Origin of the sequence: Halorussus pelagicus (assembly GCF_004087835.1) — an archaeon.
GTDB classification, from domain to species: domain Archaea; phylum Halobacteriota; class Halobacteria; order Halobacteriales; family Haladaptataceae; genus Halorussus; species Halorussus pelagicus.
Genome location: NZ_CP035119.1, coordinates 1,123,399 through 1,140,318 on the forward strand (window position 1 = coordinate 1,123,399; position 16,920 = coordinate 1,140,318).

The following is a 16,920-nucleotide window of genomic DNA, read 5'->3' on the forward strand; positions in this document are numbered from 1 at the left end:
GTTCGGAACGTCGTACAGGAGCTGGAAGTCGAAGTACTCGGACCCGGATGCAATCAGCCCGACCGCGGAGCCTCGGACAGTTCCGCGTAGGGCGTGAATCCGTCGTCGGGCGTCACCAACCCCGACTGGAGCGCACACGCCGCCGCGCCGAGACCCCGCGACGACAGCGGACCGCGCCGCACGCACCGGAACGCAATGTTCTTGGCGGCGTTGTAGTCGTCGTGGGCCGACGCCTCGCACTTCAAGCACTCGAACTGGTTGTCCTCCAGATTCCGATTCTGCGGATGAGTGAACCCACACTCCATGCAGCGCTGGCTGGTATACTCGGGGTTCACCTCAACGACCGCGATGTCGCGCTCGGCGGCGCGGTACTCCACGAACGAGAGAAGTCGCCCGAAGAGCCACTCGTGGTACGGGTCGGCCTCGGGAAGCAGGTCGATGGCCTCGTCGAGTTCGCCGAAGGCGACCAGTTCGCAGTCGTACTGCTCGGCCTCGGCGACGATGCCGTTGGCGACCTCATGGAGGCGCTGGCGGACGAAGCGGTCGGTTCGGTTGCCCGCCTGCCGGAGGGTCCGAGCGGCGCTCCGGGTACCCGTAGCTTCGAGCGAAGCCTGCACTCGCTCGAACTCCTCGCGGCGGTGGTTCAGTTCGCCCGCGTCGAAAAAGCGCGCGGTGCTAGTAACGGCAAGGTTCTCGACGCCCAGATCGACGCCGAGGACCGTCGCGCCCTCCGTCGGCGGGTCGATTGCGGGCCGGGGCGTCCGAAAGCCCAGATGGAAGGTGAACTCGCCGTCGCGGTAGTGGAGGGTACTCTTGGCGGGTTCCCAGTCCTCGTCGTCGAGGTAGCGCGACTGGTAGCCGTCGTCTGCGGGGAGTTTCAGGTCGCACCGGACGCGCTCGCCCGTCGTCGTGAGGCTGACGGTCCGGTCGTCGAACACCGTCATCGTCCGGGTGTCGAACGCGACGGTCGGACTCGTGAACTCGGGCTTGGCTGCGTCACGCTGGTGGGCGCGCTTAATCGCCTCTGCCGCGCGGTGGGTCGCCAACACCGCGTGCTGGCTCCCGAGGTCGGTCTCCTCGCGCAAGCGGTCGTACGCGAGTTGCTGGACTTCGCTTCGCGTGTGACAGACACCCCACGCCTCGTTGACCGCGAGTTGGCACCCGCGTTTCCACGCTTCGACCAACTCTCGCAGCCGTGGGGCGTCAGTCGGAGACACGGAGAGTCCGGTGACTGCGGTCCGTCTGCAATATTCGGTGTCTGCCACGTTGTACGTGACTGTCTCCGGGGGCCTCTTGAATACTTTGGCTTGGCCGCAAGAGATAAGACTACTCGCCAGAGGGGTCGTGAAACCGGGTGAGAAACCGCCAGTGAGAGGCAGTCGTCGGGACCAGTGCTGACCGCTCTGTCGGCGCTCCGAACGCCACCGACGCCGAACCCCACTGTTAATACTCTGCCACGGATACGCATACGCATGAGAAGCTTCACGGTCGGTCGGGCGTTCGGCATCCCGATCAAACTCGACTTGACGTTCCTGCTCATCCTGCCGGTGTTCGCGTGGCTCATCGGCTCGCAGGTGGGAACGCTGGTCGGGAGCCTCAACATGCTTTGGGGCACGAGTCTGGATAGCACGGCGCTGACCACCGGGAATCTCCAGTGGATACTCGGTACCGCCGCGGCGGTCGGCCTGTTCGTCGGCGTCGTCCTCCACGAACTCGGCCACTCGCTGGTCGCCATGCGGTACGGCTTCCCCATCGAGTCCATCACGCTCTGGATTTTCGGCGGTATCGCTCGACTGACCGAGACGCCCGAGGAGTGGAAACAGGAGTTCACCATCGCTATCGCCGGTCCCGCAGTCAGCATCGCGCTCGGCGTCGTCTCCTACCTTCTCGTCCTCGTGACCGGCGGAGTGCCGACCGTCCAGTTCGTCTTCGGCTACCTCGCGCTGATGAACCTCGCGCTGGCGGCGTTCAACCTCCTGCCGGGCTTCCCGATGGACGGCGGGCGCGTCCTCCGGGCGCTACTGGCGCGAAACCGGCCGTTCGCCGATGCGACCCAGACCGCCGCGGAAGTCGGAAAGCTGTTCGCCATCGTCCTCGGTCTGGTCGGTCTGTTCAGCGCGAACCTCCTCCTTGCGGGCATCGCCTTCTTCATCTACATCGGGGCGACCAGCGAGGCCCAACAGACCGTGATGAACGCCGCGTTTCGAGACGTGCGCGTCCGAGACGTGATGACCCACGCAGACGACCTCGAAACGGTCGCGCCCGACACCTCCGTCGCCGAGTTGATGGAGACGATGTTCCGCCAGCGCCACACCGGCTACCCCGTCTTGGAGAACGGCGAGTTGGTCGGTATGGTGACCCTCGACGACGCCCGACGGGTCTCGGAAGTCGAACGCGACGCCTACACGGTCCGGGACGTGATGTCCAGTGATTTGAAGACGGTTCCGGCCTCAGACGACGCGATGAGCGCGTTCGAGCGGATACAGCAACACGGCATCGGTCGCCTGCTGGTCATCGACGCCGACGGCGAACTCGCGGGACTGATTTCCCGGACCGACCTGATGACCGCCTTCGACATCATCCAGAAGAGCGGCCGGGCCGACCGCGTCACGCCGAGCGAACAGCCAGTGCGAGAGACCGAACGGGCCTCCCGATAATGTGTGGACGAACCTCACTGTTCGCCGACCCGGAACTGGTCCGCGAGCGATTCGACGCCGAACCGACGCGCCCGCTCGAACCGCGATACAACGTCTCGCCGGGGCAAGACCACCCCGTAGTCCGCAACGACGACCCCGACGCCATCCGGTTTCCGACGTGGGGGCTGGTGCCGTCGTGGAGCGACGACTCGCCCTCGTCGGGCCACATCAACGCCCGCGCCGAGACGCTGGCCGAGAAGCCGAGTTTCCGCGAAGCGTTCGCCGAACGCCGGTGTCTCGTCCTCGCGGACGGCTTCTACGACTGGAAGCCGACTCCGACCGGAAAACAGCCCTACCGAATCGAGCGCGAGGACCGCGCCCCCTTCGCGTTCGCCGGACTCTGGGAACCGCTCGAAGACGGGCCGGACGACCGGAACGCGACGTTCACCATCGTCACGACCGAACCGAACGCGGTGGTCTCGGAGGTCCACCACCGAATGCCCGTGATGCTCTCGCCGGGCGAAGAACGGCGGTGGCTCGACGCCGACTCGGAGTCAGACCTCGCCGACCTGCTCGACCCGTATCCCGCCGCGGAGATGCACGCCTACCCGGTCTCGTCGGGAGTCAACGACCCCGCAAACGACGGTCCGGAACTAATCGAGGAGGTCCCCGCGGAGGAGGACGTACAGACCGGACTGGACGAGTTCTAAGCCGCGACTCACGGTTCGACTCGAAAGGAAAGGTTGCAGAGTTCACGGCCGCCGGAACGAGAACTTTCGCGGGAGGGTTGGTGACACGACGACGGGAGGCCAGCCCGCCACCAGAGCCTCCGGCATCGCCGGGGGTGGGCCGTCTGCTTGCACGTCACGCCCGAGCCGTCGGGCGCATCTACGGCCGACGGCCGGTTCGGACTTTGTTATGGGCCGGGTTCCTCGCGGAAGGAGACAATTGTACACCAATTAGACGAGGTCTGAAGCCGTTTCGCAACGGTCGAAACGATTGTCGGGATGTAACATCTTCGAGTTCTACGAGCTAATTACGAACTCTTTGAGTTTCGTCTTCTGAATCTTTCCGAAGTCCGCTTTTCGGTGACAGCTAATGCAGAGGGACACGACATTATCGAGAAAGTGAGCGTCTTCTTTCTTGTGGTTATCAGACTCTGCAAATAATCGGACAGGAATGATGTGATGAACGTCCGGATTTCGACCGATTTCGTCTTTTGGCTTCGAACAGCGTGCGCATTCGTAGCCATCACGTTCGAGAGCTTGGCGACGTGTTGCATTCCAACCGCTTCCGTACGAGCCGTTTCCTCCACCTTTCCAGTTGGGATGACCAGATTGGGTGAACTGTTCGGAGAGCCAATCGGTCCGGCACTCCTCGCTACAAAGAACGACATTCCCGGATATTTCGCTCGGATACCGGGCAAGAGAGCTATCGCAAACTTCGCAGTTTAGCTGTCTTTTTCCACACTTCCATCGTGGATTCTGCTCACCTCGTAACTCGGGCACATCACGCCACGATTCGTTTTCAACGCAGTCCGAACAGTACAGTCCCTCTTTTGCTGATTCGTAATACTGGAAGCTTTCGCCACAGAGGAGACAGTCAGTCGATTGTTTCTTACCGCGATAGTTCGGGTTCGACTTCCCCTCAAACGATTGTGACTGCTGTCGGCAGTTCTCGGAGCAGTATTTATTTTCGTACTCACAGTAGAAGTCGATTTCACAGTTCGAACATGTGCGGTTCGGGAGCGTATTTCCATGTGTTCGGCTATGATGTACTTTCATGCCACGCTGCGTTTCGAACTCGTCACCACATGTTGGACAGGAGTGCATCAGTTGTAGTCTATTTAGTCACTATAGTCATAAATAAATGTACGACTCATCATCGCTTTCGGTTAACGAATCAAAGAACAGCCCGCGAATAATGTTAGAAAATTTAACAGTCCAGGTGCGAGAATCGAACCCGCGTCTCAGCCTCCACAAGGCTGAAGGATGGTCCACTACCCCAACCCGGACACGCACTTACTGGTAGTAGCTCGCAATTAAAATACGTTACGACTCTCTGCGATACTGCCAGACGGTGACAGTCTCCAGTCGAAATCGGGGGCTGCCGACGACACGCTTTTTAGCGCCAGCGCCCAACTGCGGGGCAAGCGTGGCCATCACGGACAAAATCTACGTCAAAAACCACCGCCAAATCGGGTCGCAGTTGGAGACCAACATCCCGAAAGGCGCGTTCAAGGGCGCGACCCTCGACATGCTGTTTCAGGGCGAGAACCTCGCGCAGTTGGACGACACGACTCAGGAGCGGATACTCGATTTCGCGGAGGACTTTCTGGATTGTGACTGCCAGAGCAACCCGTACTGTGGCTGTCCCGAGCGCAAGTTCATGCGCTATCTCCTCGACCTGCGCGAGCAGGGACTGGGTCCCGAGGCTATCGTGGACGTGATGACCGACGACTACATGGTGTACGCCTACCCCGGCGACGTGCTGTCGTTCCTCGACAACTCGGTGCGGACGCTGGAAGCCGTCGAGGAGTTGGCGAGCGTCGAGGGGAACAGTGAGATGGAGTCGAACGCGAGACGGAAGAAGAACCAGCTTTCTAATTAGAAGATTATGGTTAGAAATTCACACTAATATAATTATAGTTGCAGTAGTTGTTGAAGTCAAAGGTACTAAACTTAGGGTAGAAGTTGATCGTCGCAGCAGACACACTAATCGCAGTAATGATCGTTTTCAACTCAATCCCAATTTCGTAAGTACCAGGTTCAACATTTCGGAAGAGAGAACCTGAATTTCCGCCAGGGCCTGGATTACTAGGAGAGTATTGCTTGTTTATCGAACGCGCTTCCGCTATCTTCGACATGTCTATAATTTCATGTCTCTTTTTATTATCTGTTCCTTTTTTCTTTATGTATCCATTAAAGTCGAGAGTTGCATCTGCAATCACTGCAGTTATTATCCCGTTCAGAACCCCATTAAATGATATTTCAATCGTTCCACTATCTTCTATCTTCACATCTTGATAAACCTTAGCGTAGGCGCCTACATTATAACTCGCGTATCGAGCACTCACAGCAGACCCGACCTTATTCTCTCCGACGTTATATTTCGACTCAGCAGGTGCAGTGACAGGGTTCGTAGTACCAAGGTATCGGCTATTTCCGCCACTTGCCGTTCCAATTGATAGTCCTTCCCCTTTCGCCAATGAGGGAAGAGAAGATGCGGTCGTAACAGTCGTATTAGCCGGACTCTTTTCCTCAATCTTCCGAAGCTTTTCCTGAGAAGATGATTTGGCGGTTTGAACCATTTCATCGGTCAATACAAAGCGGAAGCGTTTTTTCCCGAAAAGAACCAGAACTTCTTGATCACTAACAGCCGATATTAAGGTCGTCGAATATCCATCATTGAACTGAATGGTTTCAACCTGAATAGTCTCATATCCTTCGGATTTTACTGATGAGACCTTTTGTTTGTGTTTTTCATTAAACAGAATTGTTTCTCCATCAGAAATCACTGTCATTCTCTCTATCGATGGCTTTCCATGTTTTTTGACTAATTTTTGGAATTCTTTCTCTAACTTTTCTTTTGCTCTTTCAGTTATTTCTCTTGCTGCTGACATACCGGGAATACTCATTGCAGCGATGCCAACGCCAGCACTTTTAATAACTTTCCTTCTTGTTTGGTTCTTTCCAAAAATATCTGAAAACTGTAGCCCCTGCAATAAAATAGTTTCTATTGACAGGAAGTATAATGTACTATATACATATTCAACCAAAATTTATTTATTTAGAGAAAGACTCTCTAGTCCTATGGGAAAATCAAGTGACTCATCAGTCTTGTGGACATACATTACCATATTTTGTTTATCTTTTATAATAATATACATAGTTGCCGGTATTTTCGCAGGTGTAAGTGCAGGTTTGAATCTTATCGCGGTTATTTTATCAATATCATTTTCTTTTATTACGGTTTATCTATATACGGTTTTTTATAATTAGCATGGGGTAGAGTTTATCTGTAAGTATATTTTAGCTATCCGAGCCGATAGGTCTCGTCGCCGTCGAGGTCGTCGTCGAGTTCATCGAGGTGGACGACCTCCTCGGCGTCGTCGCTCTCTTCGACCTTTTCCTGAAGCCGATTGGCGTACTGCTTGTACTCCTGTAACTGCTCGCGGAGGTGTTCGGCTTCCAGTTCGAGTCGTTCGTGTTCGCGGACGAAGCTCTTGGGCACCTCGACTTTCGGCGGGAACTCGCTTCCCTCGGTCTCATCGCCGCGCTCGGCGTCGGGGACGACTGAAACCCGGCCGTCATGGGCGACGAGGGTGTCCACGTAGTCGCGGAACACCGCCGACAGCGAGATATCTCGCTCCTCGGCTATCTCCCGGAGAGTCTCGAAGGAGTCCTCGTTGACCCGGAACGAGATCGTCTTGTTCTTGTTACCCATCTTGGTGATACGTCTCGCGCGATACCACTTAAGCATTGGTCGGAGATTGGCGAAGCGAGCGGCCCGCGGAGACCCACGTCCGTCTTCCGGCCAGATTTTATACGGATTCGCGTCGTCGTCCTCGGAGTGACGACGCCAGCGGTGCCACTCGCCCTGCTACAGGTCGATTTCTCGGACCGCCCGCTCGGCGGCTATCTCGAACTCCTTCGGGACCTCGCGGTGTTGGTCGTCCTGTTTGCCGTACTGTACGCGGTCGGGCGACGCGTCGTTCTCCCGATAGCCGAGCGCGCGCTCGCCACCCAGCACATTCCGGAGACGGTCGCCAGCGCGCTGGTGAAGATGCTCCACGTCGTCGTGGTGCTGACCGCGCTCCGACTCGCGCTCGACACCACCGACTACGGCTACCTGTTGTCGCTTCCGCCGACAGTCGTCGCCGCGCTGACGGTCGCGGTCGGGTTCGCCAGTCGGGACATCGCGGCGAACCTCGTCGGCGGCGTCTTCATCGTGACCGACCCGAAGTTCAACATCGGCGACTGGATTCGCTGGCAGGACAAGGAGGGCGTTATCGAGGACATCAGCTTTCGGGTGACGCGGGTCAGAACCTTCGACAACGAGCTGCTGACCGTGCCCAACTCCCAACTGGCGACCAACGTCGTGGTCAACGCCGTCGCCAAGTCGCCGCGCCGAATCTCTCACACGTTCCACGTCGGCGACGACGCCGACCTCGGCGAAGTCGCGTCCATCCTCGTCGAGGAGGCCAAAGCCAGCGAGAACGTCCTCGACCGGCCGACGCCGACGGTCCGCGTGGTCGAACTCGACAACGGCCGCGCGGGGGTGCAGGCCCGCTACTGGATAGACCAACCCTCGCGGGAGGCGTTCGTCACTATCCGGTCGAACTACTTCCAGCGTGTGAATCGCCGGTTGAACGAGGCAGACATCGATAGATGACCACAATCCCAAGAAATAAACTAAATAATTTTATTAGAATAGGCTATTATATAATTCTAGGTGACAAAGAATTTATTAACCCATGTTTCTTAGTTCGGTTTGTGGTTAGAAAGATGACACCTGGACGAAGAACAGTCCTCAAAACGATTGCGTCCTCTGCGGCGGTTTTGGGAACCGCCGGGAGCAGCGGTGCTTCGGATGGAAGCCAAGGAAACTCTTCCACTTCGGATACCGCGACTGCAGATACATCAAGAGTGTCTGAGTCTCGAACTATCGAACTGACTGAGCAAAATGCTCTTTCGAAATCTGAATTTCAGAGTTACGCTCAGCAAATGGAGAAACGATATGGGGCGACGGCAGCAGCACAAATAACTCCCAAAAGTGCTACATCAGATTCGGAGTCTGATGATGTCTCAACAATGGGTGGGAGCAGACCATCAGACACACCACACCTTGATTTCATTAAGGCGTGGAATGATGAATACAAAGTTAAAGGCGGATCACCTACGTGGACAGTAGCGCATACGGATCACGCATTAGCCCTGTACCGAGCGAATAGCACAGATAGCAGCGGCAACCACGTTTACTTCTTTTGGCACTGGTCCCAAGCAGAGTCAAACAACGACTACTGGCATCCAGAAGGTAAAATAAAGCTCATCGAGTCAGGGCTTAATAGTGAAGATCAAAACCAAGAGATCACTAAGATCTCACCCTCGAATTCGAAATCAGTGAACGGTGCATACGTTAGAGCAGGAGCTACAGTAGGTGTCGCCGATGTCGAAGTCGGAATCAATGGCGAAGTTTGGGTAGAAGACGGAACTCTTGGACCGAAAACTGGCGGGATTGATCTTGGAGAAGCCGGAGAACATTATACTGAGCTTGATCTAAACAATCTTACAGGCAAACATACGCTCAACGCGACCACGGTTCTTCGTTCACCATTCTCTCATAAAGAGGATTTCCCCCCGAATCTTACCTGGGAAACTCGTGTAGTTGGTGATCCTTAGCCCATAGCCATTTTCACTTAGTTAATTTTAATATAAAATAATTAATTATAAATATGGAGCTAACACGGAGGCAAATCCTCGCGGCCGGGGGAGTTACAATTGCTGGGAGCACAGGCGCGGTCTACTACAGATTAAATACGCCAATCGAAGCATCCGGAGGTTCTGAGTCAGGGACAATCTGTACGGGAACAGCGCAAACTCCCCCGAACAAGACCCTAAATATTCTCGGCGTTCGGGTGAATAAGACGACGGTTTCAGTTGGATACAATATCGTGTCGGACCGTCCGGTCGATTCAGTTGTGGTGAGCGTTGATGGTGAACAGATAGCGAAACAATCTTGGACAGGTGAGAACGCAGATTTTACCTTCCCACACGACACTCCAACCGAGTTCAAGCTACAGGCGCTCTCGAAGGAAGGTCGCGTGCTGGATTCCGCAGAACTGTCCGCCAGATGCGGCCCAGCCGAAGAATTGACCAGTTAGCGCGCAACCCTCTACGTTCATTTATGATAGTAATATCGCTAGATGGAACCAGCGAACGACCGCAGGAGTTTGTTCTCGGCGCGCCGGAGGTGTTCCTCGACGGTGCGGCGCTCGACGCCCAACTCGTCGGCGAGGTCGGCCGTGGTCGTCTCGCGCGGAATCCGGTAGTAGCCCATCTCGACGGCGGTCAGGAGGGCGTCGCGCTGGCGCGGCGAGAGGTCCGGGAGCGCCGAGTCGAGCGTCAGCAGGGGTCGGTCGGCCCGGACCGACGCCACCTCGCGCTTCGAGTCTACGACGACCGAGAAGTCGGCGGCCACGTCGCGGTAGAACGCCGTTAGGTTCGCCGAGTCCAGCGCCAGCACGCGACACCACTTGCGGCCCTCGGCGTAGCGGAGCGGCGGCACCAGCAGGCAGTCGTGGGCCGCCAGCGTCGTCTCGATGGGGTCTTCCTCGCGCGCCTTCAGACACTCGTCGGTGATAAGCAACCGCTCGTCGCCCTCCGCGATTCGCTCGCGGACGCCGACCGCTTCCTCGACGTGGGCGACGACCGCCTCGCCGCCCTCGCCACCGACGTGAAGCAAGTCACAGTGGTCGTTGCACCAGAGTTCGACCGTGGTGTCGGTGCCCGCGGTGGCGGCCGCGTATGCGCCGGGGTGTTCGATTCCGAGGACTGCTTCGTGCATCGTGTGACGGTTCGGGACCGATACTATTTAAAACACCCTCCGTTAGGCGGTATTCAGCTATTTGCGTCTCGCGCCCGAACACTGTATCATGAGCGAAGGTAGAACGGAATCGACCGGCGACGAACGAGGCGACGCCGAGAGCGCCACCGAGGAAACCGACGACGCCGAGTGGAGCGTCGGCGAACCGAGCGAGCAGTGGAAAGAGTATCAGGGAGCGCCGACCGGTACCGACATCGAGTGTGAGGGGTGGCGCCAAGAGGCCGCGCTCCGGATGTTGAACAACAACCTCGACCCGGAGGTCGCCGAGAAACCGGAGGAGTTAGTCGTCTACGGCGGGACCGGGCGGGCCGCGCGGTCGTGGGACGCCTACGACTCGATTCTGGCCGAGTTGCGCGAGTTGGACGACGAGGAGACCTTGCTCGTCCAGTCGGGCAAACCGGTGGGTCGGTTCAGGACCCACGAAAAGGCCCCCAGAGTCCTCATCGCCAACTCGAACCTCGTCGGGAAGTGGGACGGCTGGGACCACTTCCACGAGTTGGAGGCGGAGGGCCTCATCATGTACGGCCAGATGACCGCGGGGTCGTGGGCCTACATCGGCACGCAGGGCATCATTCAGGGCACCTACGAAACGCTCGCGGAACTGTCCGAACAGCACTATCCGGAGAACGACGGCCTGCGCGGGAAAATCGTCGTCACGGGCGGTCTCGGTGGGATGGGCGGTGCCCAGCCGCTCGCGGTCACGATGAACCACGGGGTCTGCATCGCCGCCGAAGTAGACGAGGAGCGCATCGACCGCCGCATCGAGACAGGATACTGCGAGGAGAAGACCGACGACTTGGACGAGGCCATCGAAAAGGCCAGAGAGGCGGCCGAGAAGGGCGAACCCTACTCGGTCGGTGTCCACATCAATACCGCCGACATGCTCGAAGGGATGTTGAAGCGCGGCTTCGTGCCCGACGTGGTGACCGACCAGACCAGTGCCCACGACGAGTTAGAAGGCTACTACCCTTCGGGCTACAGCGTCGAGGAGGCCGACGAACTCCGCGAGGAAGACCCCGAGACGTACGTCGAGGAGAGTCTGGACACGATGGAGCGCCACGTCGAGGGAATCCTGAACATGCAGGAAAAAGGTGCAGTCGCCTTCGAGTACGGCAACAACATCCGCGGGCAGGTGCAGGACCACCGCGACAAGAAGGATGCGTTCGAGTTCCCCGGCTTCGTCCCGGCGTACATCCGGCCGCTGTTTTGCCGCGGGAAGGGACCGTTCCGGTGGGCCGCGCTCTCGGGCGACCCCGAGGACATTCGTCGGACCGACGAGGCGGTCAAGGAGTTGTTCCCCGAGAAAGACCACCTCCATCGCTGGATAGACCTCGCCCAAGAGCAGGTCGAGTTTCAGGGGCTTCCCTCGCGGGTCTGCTGGCTCGGCTACTCGACGGGGGACGGCGAAGGCGGGAGCGACGAGACCCTGACCGAGCGCGCCCGGTTCGCTCTGCGAATCAACGAACTGGTCGCCGAAGGAGAAATCTCCGCCCCGGTGGTCGTCACCCGCGACCACTTGGACGCCGGGAGCGTCGCCAGCCCTAACCGCGAGACCGAGGCGATGAAGGACGGGTCCGATGCCATCGCCGACTGGCCGATTCTGAACGCCCTGCTGAACTGCGCGGCCGGGGCCGACATCGTGAGCGTCCACGACGGCGGCGGCGTCGGCATCGGCAACGCGCTCCACGCGAACAACCACGTCGTGCTGGACGGGTCGGACCTCGCCGCTGAGAAGGCCCGGCGGGTGTTCACCACCGACCCCGGCATGGGTGTGATTCGCCACGCCGACGCTGGCTACGAGGAAGCGCTCGCGGAGGCCGAGGAATCGAACGTCGCGGTACCGATGCGGGACCGAAAATGATCGACTGCAGACACACCTTCGACTGGATGGGACCCTCAACCGACCGCAACGACGAACAGTTCGGCCATGTGGTCGAACTGGCAAGTATCGACGACGCCGACCGCTTCGACGCCGTGCTTGTCGGGGAACCGTTCGACCGGGCGGTCATCGGTCGAAAAGGCGCGAGCGAGGGTCCGGCGGCCCTCCGCCAGCACCTCGCGGGCACCAAGACCCACCACTTCGACGCCGGGCCGGTCGGCTCCGTGGCCGACCTCGGCGACGTAACACTCGGTGACACTGACCCCGACGAGCAGTCGGTCGCCGACCTCCAAAGCCGTGTCCGGACCATCGCCGAACGCGTCCACGACACCGACGCCTTCCCCGTCTTCCTCGGCGGCGACAACTCGATGACGTACCCGAACGCCGCGCCCCTGCTGGACGATGGAAGCCTCGGCGTCATCAACTTCGACGCACACCTCGACGTGCGAGAAGTGCGGGAGGACCGCGGACCGACCAGCGGGACGCCCTACCGACAACTCTACGAGGACGGACTCGACGCCTACGCCTGCATCGGCGCGCGCCACTTCGAGACCTCCACGAAATACGCCGAGTACGTCCGCGAGAAGGGCGACGAGGTCGTCACGGCCGAGGAGGTCGGCGACGACCCGATAGAGACCATCGACCGCGCGCTCGACGCGATGGGCGACGTGGACCGAATCTACGTCAGCGTGGACTTGGACGTGCTTGAGGCCTCGGCCGCGCCCGGCGTGAGCGCGCCCACGCCCGGCGGCGTCTCGACCCGCGAGTTGTTCCGGATGCTCCGACTCGCGGGTGCCGAAGACCGACTCGCCGGGTTCGAGGTTGTGGAGTGCGCGCCGGGACTCGAATCCGGGAGCGCGAACCTGACCGCGACCGCCGGAGCGCGAGCAATCGCACACCTGCTGAGCGCCCGCCCGAAGCGCGAGCGCGGGCGGAATGGGGAGAGCGAGGACGCGGGAGGGAACCGATGACGCTCACCGCAGTCGTCCACGACGCCGCCGAAATCGTCACGCTCGAATCCAGCGAGGACGAGAGCACGAGCGCCGACGAGAGCGAGGACCCGAGTCGGGAAGATGCCGCGGCCGACCTCGGCATCTACGAGGACGCCGCCATCGCAATCGAGGACGGCGAGGTTGCTCGCGTCGGTCCCTCCGGGCCGGTGAAACGGGAGTTCCCGCCGGAGAACGCGGTCCACGCTGTCGATGCGACCGGCAAGTCCGTGATTCCGGGGTTCGTGGACCCCCACACTCACGCCTTGTTCGCGGGCGACCGCTCCGACGAGTTCGAGGCCAAACTGCGCGGCAAGACGTATCAGGAGATTATGGAGGACGGCGGCGGCATCCTCCGGACGGTCAGAGCGACCCGCGAGGCCGGAGACGAGCGCCTGCTCGACAATCTGCTCGGCCACCTCGACGCGATGCTGGCCCACGGGACGACGACCGTCGAGATTAAATCGGGCTACGGTCTCGACACCGAGACCGAACTCCGGATGCTCGACATCATCGACCGGGCCGACGACCGCCACGCCGTGGACGTAGTGGCGACGTTCATGGGTGCCCACGCCGTGCCCAAGGGAAGGGACACCGACGAGTACGTCGAAGAGGTCGTGGACGACCAGATTCCGGCGGTCGAGTCGCAAGGAATTGCCGAGTTCTGCGACGTGTTCTGCGAGGAGGGCGTCTTCGACGTGGAGCAGTCCCGACGCGTGCTGGAAGCGGGAGCGGACGCGGGAATGACCCCGAAGGTCCACGCAGAGGAGTTGGCCCACATCGGCGGCACGCAGTTGGCGGCCGAAATCGGGGCCGCGAGCGCCGACCACCTGCTCCATTCGACGGAGGACGACATCGCGGCGCTCGTGGAGAGCGACGTGGTTCCCGTCCTGCTCCCCGGCACCGCGTTCGGTCTCGGGGCGGCGTACGCCGACGCGCGGGCCTTCATCGAGACCGGAGCGAACGTCGCCATAGCGACTGACTTCAACCCGAACTGCTACAGCCAGAGCATGGGCTTCGCGGCCGCGCTCTCGTGCGTCGAGATGGGCATGACTCCCGCCGAATCCCTGCGGGCCGCGACGACCAACGCGGCCGCCGCGCTCGACCTGCCGGAGTCGGTCGGCACCTTGCGCGAGGGGTCGCCCGGCGATTTGGCGGTTCTCGACGCGCCGAGCTACGTCCACGTCCCGTACAACTTCGGTATGAATACCGTCGAGACTGTCCTGAAGGACGGGGAGGTGGTCCATCGTGACTGAGTCGAACGACGGCACCGACCCTGAACCGGACCCCAAGAGGGTCCGCGCCGACGGCGAAACGCTCGCGCCCGAGGACGTTGCCCGCGTGGCCCGCGAGGACGCGCCCGTGGTCGTCCCCGAGAGCGCGCGCGAGAAGGTTCGGACCGCCCGCGAGCGCGTCGAGGAGGTCGTCGAGAGCGGCGAAGCGGTCTACGGCGTGAACACCGGGTTCGGCGAACTCGTGGACGAGCGCATCCCCCGCGAGGATATCGAGCAACTGCAACTCAATCTGGTCCGGAGCCACGCCGCCGGAGCGGGTCGAGAGTTGGACCGCGAGGAGGTCCGCGCGCTCCTGCTCGGGCGACTCAACGCGCTCGTGAAGGGTCACTCCGGCGTCCGCGAGGTGGTCGTGGACCAACTCGCGGCGATGCTCAACGAGGGAGTCCACCCCGTCGTGAAGTCGCGGGGAAGCCTCGGCGCGAGCGGCGACCTCGCGCCGCTCGCGCATCTCGCGCTCGTGTTGGTCGGCGAGGGCGAGGCGGAGGTCCGAGTGGACGGCGAGACCCAGAGGTTGACCGGCGCGGACGCGCTCGCGGCCGCCGACCTCGAACCGCTGACGCTCCGGGCGAAGGAAGGCATCGCGCTCATCAACGGGACCCAACTGACCGTCGGTCTTGCGGCCTTGGCGGTCGTGGACGCCGAGCGCGCGGTTCGGGCGGCCGACGTGGCCGGGTCGCTCACGACCGAGGTGACGATGGGCACGACGGCGTCGTCCGACGACTCCATCGCCTCGGTCCGACCCCACGCGGGCCACGCCGAGAGCGCCCGGAACGTCAAGCGACTCACCGCCGACTCCGAAATCGTGGAGTCCCACCGCAACTGCGACCGGGTGCAGGACGCCTACTCGGTCCGGTGTCTGCCCCAAGTCCACGGCGCAGTCCGAGACGCGATTGCCCACCTCCGGGAGGCCGTCGAGGTCGAACTCAACAGCGCGACCGACAACCCGCTCATTTTCGACGCCGACGAGACCGACCCGCGGGCCTCGGGCACCGAGAACGCCGCGGTCCTCTCGGGCGGGAACTTCCACGGCGACCCCTTGGCGCTCCCGCTGGACTACCTGACGAACGCCGTCACCGAACTCGCGGCCATCTGCGAGCGCCGGGTCGATAGGATGCTCAACCCGAACGTACAGGAGTCACACCTGCCGCCGTTCCTCACCGAGGGGAGCGGCCTGCGCTCGGGGTACATGATTGCCCAGTACACCGCCGCGGCGCTGGTCAACGAGAATCGCGCGACTGGACGGCCCTCGATGGACAACACCCCGGTTAGTGGGAATCAAGAGGACCATGTGAGCATGAGCGCCCAGTCGGCGTTCGACGCCCGCGGCGCGGTCGCAAACGCGATTACGGTCGTCGGTATCGAACTACTCTGTGGCGCGCAGGCCGCGGAGTTCGTCGGGGACGACCTCGAACACGGCGTCGGCACCGGCGCGGCCTACGAGGCGGTCCGCGATGTGGTGCCGCCGCTGGTGGAAGACCGACCGCTCCACGAAGATATCGAGCGGGCGGACGCGCTCGTCGCGTCGGGACTGCTGGCGGAGCGAATCGAGGACGCGCTCGGCGAGTCGGTGGAGTAGTTCCCGCGGTCCACTTTCGATGGACGCTTGGGCCACGGCACGCAGTTGGTTCCGGCCGACCGGCTCACGCGGTGGGTCTCGTCGGTCTCTCCGCGACAGCGTGGCCCAGTGGCCGGACGCTGACCATCCGTCGAATCGCGCTCGTCAGGCTACTCGTGGTGCTGTTGTCCTATACGTTCGGTCGTCTACACCCCAAAATCGCTCGAAATCTCGCGTACGCCAATTCGTCAGTGCGGCGGCCAGAACCGCAGGCTACGCCTGTGGTTCGGGTTCCGGTTCGTCGGAACCGGCCGCGTCCGTCTCGTCGGCGTCAGTCGGGTCGTCGTCGCTGTCGGCGGCCGATTCACCGTCGGTCTCGTCCGCGTTCGGTTCGTCTTGGAGACTTTCGAGCGCCGAGATGACGGATTCGCGGTAGCGTTCGAGCGGGATGTCGTACTCCGAGTCGGCCATCCGGGCGTACTCGTTTGTATCGTCGTCGAACGCCTCGATGCGGTCGAGCGTCTGGGCGGCCGTCTCGACCACCCAGCGGTCGCGGGTGTCGGCGTCAACTCGCGTGATGGACTCGGGGCGCACGGAGACGTTGGTGTTGCCGTCGTCGGTCTCGTACGTCCGGGGCTTGCCGGTGATGGCAACGTACGCGGGCGGTTCGAGTTCCCGGAGCATGCTCGCGGCCTCCGGTTGGTACTGGCCCGCGTAGACGAAGAACGGGTCGCCGTTCGGGTCCACGACGCGGCCCTGCCAGTATTCGCTGTCCTCGCCCACGTCCTCGGTCTCGGTCAAAGTGCCGACGACGAAGATGCGGTTCGCTCGCTCGCCCGTCGGCAACAGGGCGTACACCGGCGCTCGCTCCTCGTCGGACTCCTTGAACGTGTGGGTCGCGTCGTTGAACTCGTCGGCGAAGACGCGGCGTGCGACTTCTCGGGTGGGTGTTCCGCTCATG

Annotated in this window: 15 protein-coding genes and 1 tRNA gene; 9 read left to right on the forward strand and 7 right to left on the reverse strand. The window is 61.0% G+C overall.

Going from position 1 to position 16,920, the window contains the following annotated elements; genetic code table 11:
• Window positions 1-53 precede the first annotated feature (53 nt).
• Window positions 54-1,265, reverse strand: a complete 1,212-nt coding sequence (locus EP007_RS05770; protein WP_128476741.1) for an RNA-guided endonuclease InsQ/TnpB family protein — start codon at window positions 1,263-1,265, stop codon at window positions 54-56.
• Window positions 1,266-1,472: 207 nt separating this feature from the next.
• Here EP007_RS05770 and EP007_RS05775 point away from each other — a divergent pair, with 207 nt between their 5' ends.
• Together EP007_RS05775 and EP007_RS05780 are read left to right on the forward strand one after the other, a co-directional pair.
• Window positions 1,473-2,657 (forward strand): CBS domain-containing protein, encoded by a 1,185-nt coding sequence (locus EP007_RS05775; RefSeq protein WP_128476742.1) that lies wholly within the window; start codon window positions 1,473-1,475, stop codon window positions 2,655-2,657.
• Complete coding sequence (locus EP007_RS05780; RefSeq protein ID WP_128476743.1) at window positions 2,657-3,346, forward strand: SOS response-associated peptidase; 690 nt, start codon at window positions 2,657-2,659, stop codon at window positions 3,344-3,346. The genes EP007_RS05775 and EP007_RS05780 overlap by 1 nt, the downstream gene beginning before the upstream one ends.
• 315 nt (window positions 3,347-3,661) lie before the next feature.
• On the opposite strand, the gene EP007_RS05785 is transcribed toward EP007_RS05780, so the two are convergent.
• Both EP007_RS05785 and EP007_RS05790 read right to left on the reverse strand, forming a co-directional pair.
• Window positions 3,662-4,468, reverse strand: a complete 807-nt coding sequence (locus tag EP007_RS05785) for an HNH endonuclease (RefSeq protein WP_128476744.1) — start codon at window positions 4,466-4,468, stop codon at window positions 3,662-3,664.
• A gap of 109 nt (window positions 4,469-4,577) precedes the next feature.
• A tRNA-His gene (locus tag EP007_RS05790) sits at window positions 4,578-4,650 on the reverse strand.
• Window positions 4,651-4,790: 140 nt separating this feature from the next.
• Here EP007_RS05790 and EP007_RS05795 point away from each other — a divergent pair.
• The gene (locus EP007_RS05795; RefSeq protein WP_128476745.1) at window positions 4,791-5,246 is read left to right on the forward strand and encodes a DUF5814 domain-containing protein; all 456 of its coding nucleotides are present in this window, start codon (window positions 4,791-4,793) and stop codon (window positions 5,244-5,246) included.
• A 10-nt stretch (window positions 5,247-5,256) separates the two neighbouring features.
• Here EP007_RS05795 and EP007_RS05800 read toward each other — a convergent pair whose 3' ends face one another.
• Together EP007_RS05800 and EP007_RS05805 are read right to left on the reverse strand one after the other, a co-directional pair.
• Window positions 5,257-6,360 (reverse strand): hypothetical protein, encoded by a 1,104-nt coding sequence (locus EP007_RS05800; protein WP_128476746.1) that lies wholly within the window; start codon window positions 6,358-6,360, stop codon window positions 5,257-5,259.
• A 311-nt stretch (window positions 6,361-6,671) separates the two neighbouring features.
• Window positions 6,672-7,082 (reverse strand): ribbon-helix-helix protein, CopG family, encoded by a 411-nt coding sequence (locus EP007_RS05805; protein WP_128476747.1) that lies wholly within the window; start codon window positions 7,080-7,082, stop codon window positions 6,672-6,674.
• A gap of 126 nt (window positions 7,083-7,208) precedes the next feature.
• On the opposite strand from EP007_RS05805, the gene EP007_RS05810 reads away from it, so the two are divergent.
• On the forward strand, window positions 7,209-8,030 hold the full coding sequence (locus EP007_RS05810) for a mechanosensitive ion channel family protein (RefSeq protein ID WP_128476748.1): 822 nt from the start codon (window positions 7,209-7,211) through the stop codon (window positions 8,028-8,030).
• The gene (locus EP007_RS05815; protein ID WP_128476749.1) at window positions 8,027-9,037 is read left to right on the forward strand and encodes a hypothetical protein; all 1,011 of its coding nucleotides are present in this window, start codon (window positions 8,027-8,029) and stop codon (window positions 9,035-9,037) included. Before EP007_RS05810 ends, EP007_RS05815 begins: the two co-directional genes overlap by 4 nt.
• 520 nt (window positions 9,038-9,557) lie before the next feature.
• On the opposite strand, the gene EP007_RS05820 is transcribed toward EP007_RS05815, so the two are convergent.
• Window positions 9,558-10,202 carry a helix-turn-helix domain-containing protein gene (locus tag EP007_RS05820; RefSeq protein WP_128476750.1) on the reverse strand — a complete coding sequence of 215 codons (645 nt, stop codon included), beginning with the start codon at window positions 10,200-10,202 and terminating at the stop codon, window positions 9,558-9,560.
• Window positions 10,203-10,290: 88 nt separating this feature from the next.
• Here EP007_RS05820 and hutU point away from each other — a divergent pair, with 88 nt between their 5' ends.
• The 4 genes from hutU to hutH are packed head-to-tail and all read left to right on the forward strand — an operon-like array spanning window position 10,291 to window position 15,980.
• Complete coding sequence (hutU, locus tag EP007_RS05825; RefSeq protein WP_128476751.1) at window positions 10,291-12,102, forward strand: urocanate hydratase; 1,812 nt, start codon at window positions 10,291-10,293, stop codon at window positions 12,100-12,102.
• A complete protein-coding gene (hutG, locus tag EP007_RS05830) occupies window positions 12,099-13,091 on the forward strand; it encodes a formimidoylglutamase (protein WP_128476752.1) in 993 nt (330 codons plus the stop codon). The genes hutU and hutG overlap by 4 nt, the downstream gene beginning before the upstream one ends.
• Window positions 13,088-14,365: an imidazolonepropionase gene (hutI, locus tag EP007_RS05835; RefSeq protein WP_128476753.1), complete on the forward strand. Its 1,278-nt coding sequence runs from the start codon at window positions 13,088-13,090 to the stop codon at window positions 14,363-14,365. Before hutG ends, hutI begins: the two co-directional genes overlap by 4 nt.
• On the forward strand, window positions 14,358-15,980 hold the full coding sequence (gene hutH / locus EP007_RS05840) for a histidine ammonia-lyase (RefSeq protein WP_128476754.1): 1,623 nt from the start codon (window positions 14,358-14,360) through the stop codon (window positions 15,978-15,980). Before hutI ends, hutH begins: the two co-directional genes overlap by 8 nt.
• A 252-nt stretch (window positions 15,981-16,232) precedes the next feature.
• On the opposite strand, the gene EP007_RS05845 is transcribed toward hutH, so the two are convergent.
• Window positions 16,233-16,919, reverse strand: a complete 687-nt coding sequence (locus tag EP007_RS05845; protein WP_128476755.1) for an RPA family protein — start codon at window positions 16,917-16,919, stop codon at window positions 16,233-16,235.
• Window position 16,920: the final 1 nt, after the last annotated feature.

What these genes read in the sequence shown, in the direction of transcription:
- EP007_RS05775 (WP_128476742.1), top strand. Translation starts at nt 1,473, where the DNA reads ATGAGAAGCTTCACGGTCGGTCGGGCGTTCGGCATCCCGATCAAACTC.
- EP007_RS05780 (WP_128476743.1), top strand. Translation starts at nt 2,657, where the DNA reads ATGTGTGGACGAACCTCACTGTTCGCCGACCCGGAACTGGTCCGCGAG.
- EP007_RS05785 (WP_128476744.1), bottom strand. Translation starts at nt 4,468, where the DNA reads ATGCACTCCTGTCCAACATGTGGTGACGAGTTCGAAACGCAGCGTGGC.
- EP007_RS05805 (WP_128476747.1), bottom strand. Translation starts at nt 7,082, where the DNA reads ATGGGTAACAAGAACAAGACGATCTCGTTCCGGGTCAACGAGGACTCC.
- EP007_RS05815 (WP_128476749.1), top strand. Translation starts at nt 8,027, where the DNA reads ATGACCACAATCCCAAGAAATAAACTAAATAATTTTATTAGAATAGGC.
- EP007_RS05820 (WP_128476750.1), bottom strand. Translation starts at nt 10,202, where the DNA reads ATGCACGAAGCAGTCCTCGGAATCGAACACCCCGGCGCATACGCGGCC.
- hutU (WP_128476751.1), top strand. Translation starts at nt 10,291, where the DNA reads ATGAGCGAAGGTAGAACGGAATCGACCGGCGACGAACGAGGCGACGCC.
- hutG (WP_128476752.1), top strand. Translation starts at nt 12,099, where the DNA reads ATGATCGACTGCAGACACACCTTCGACTGGATGGGACCCTCAACCGAC.
- hutI (WP_128476753.1), top strand. Translation starts at nt 13,088, where the DNA reads ATGACGCTCACCGCAGTCGTCCACGACGCCGCCGAAATCGTCACGCTC.
- EP007_RS05845 (WP_128476755.1), bottom strand. Translation starts at nt 16,919, where the DNA reads ATGAGCGGAACACCCACCCGAGAAGTCGCACGCCGCGTCTTCGCCGAC.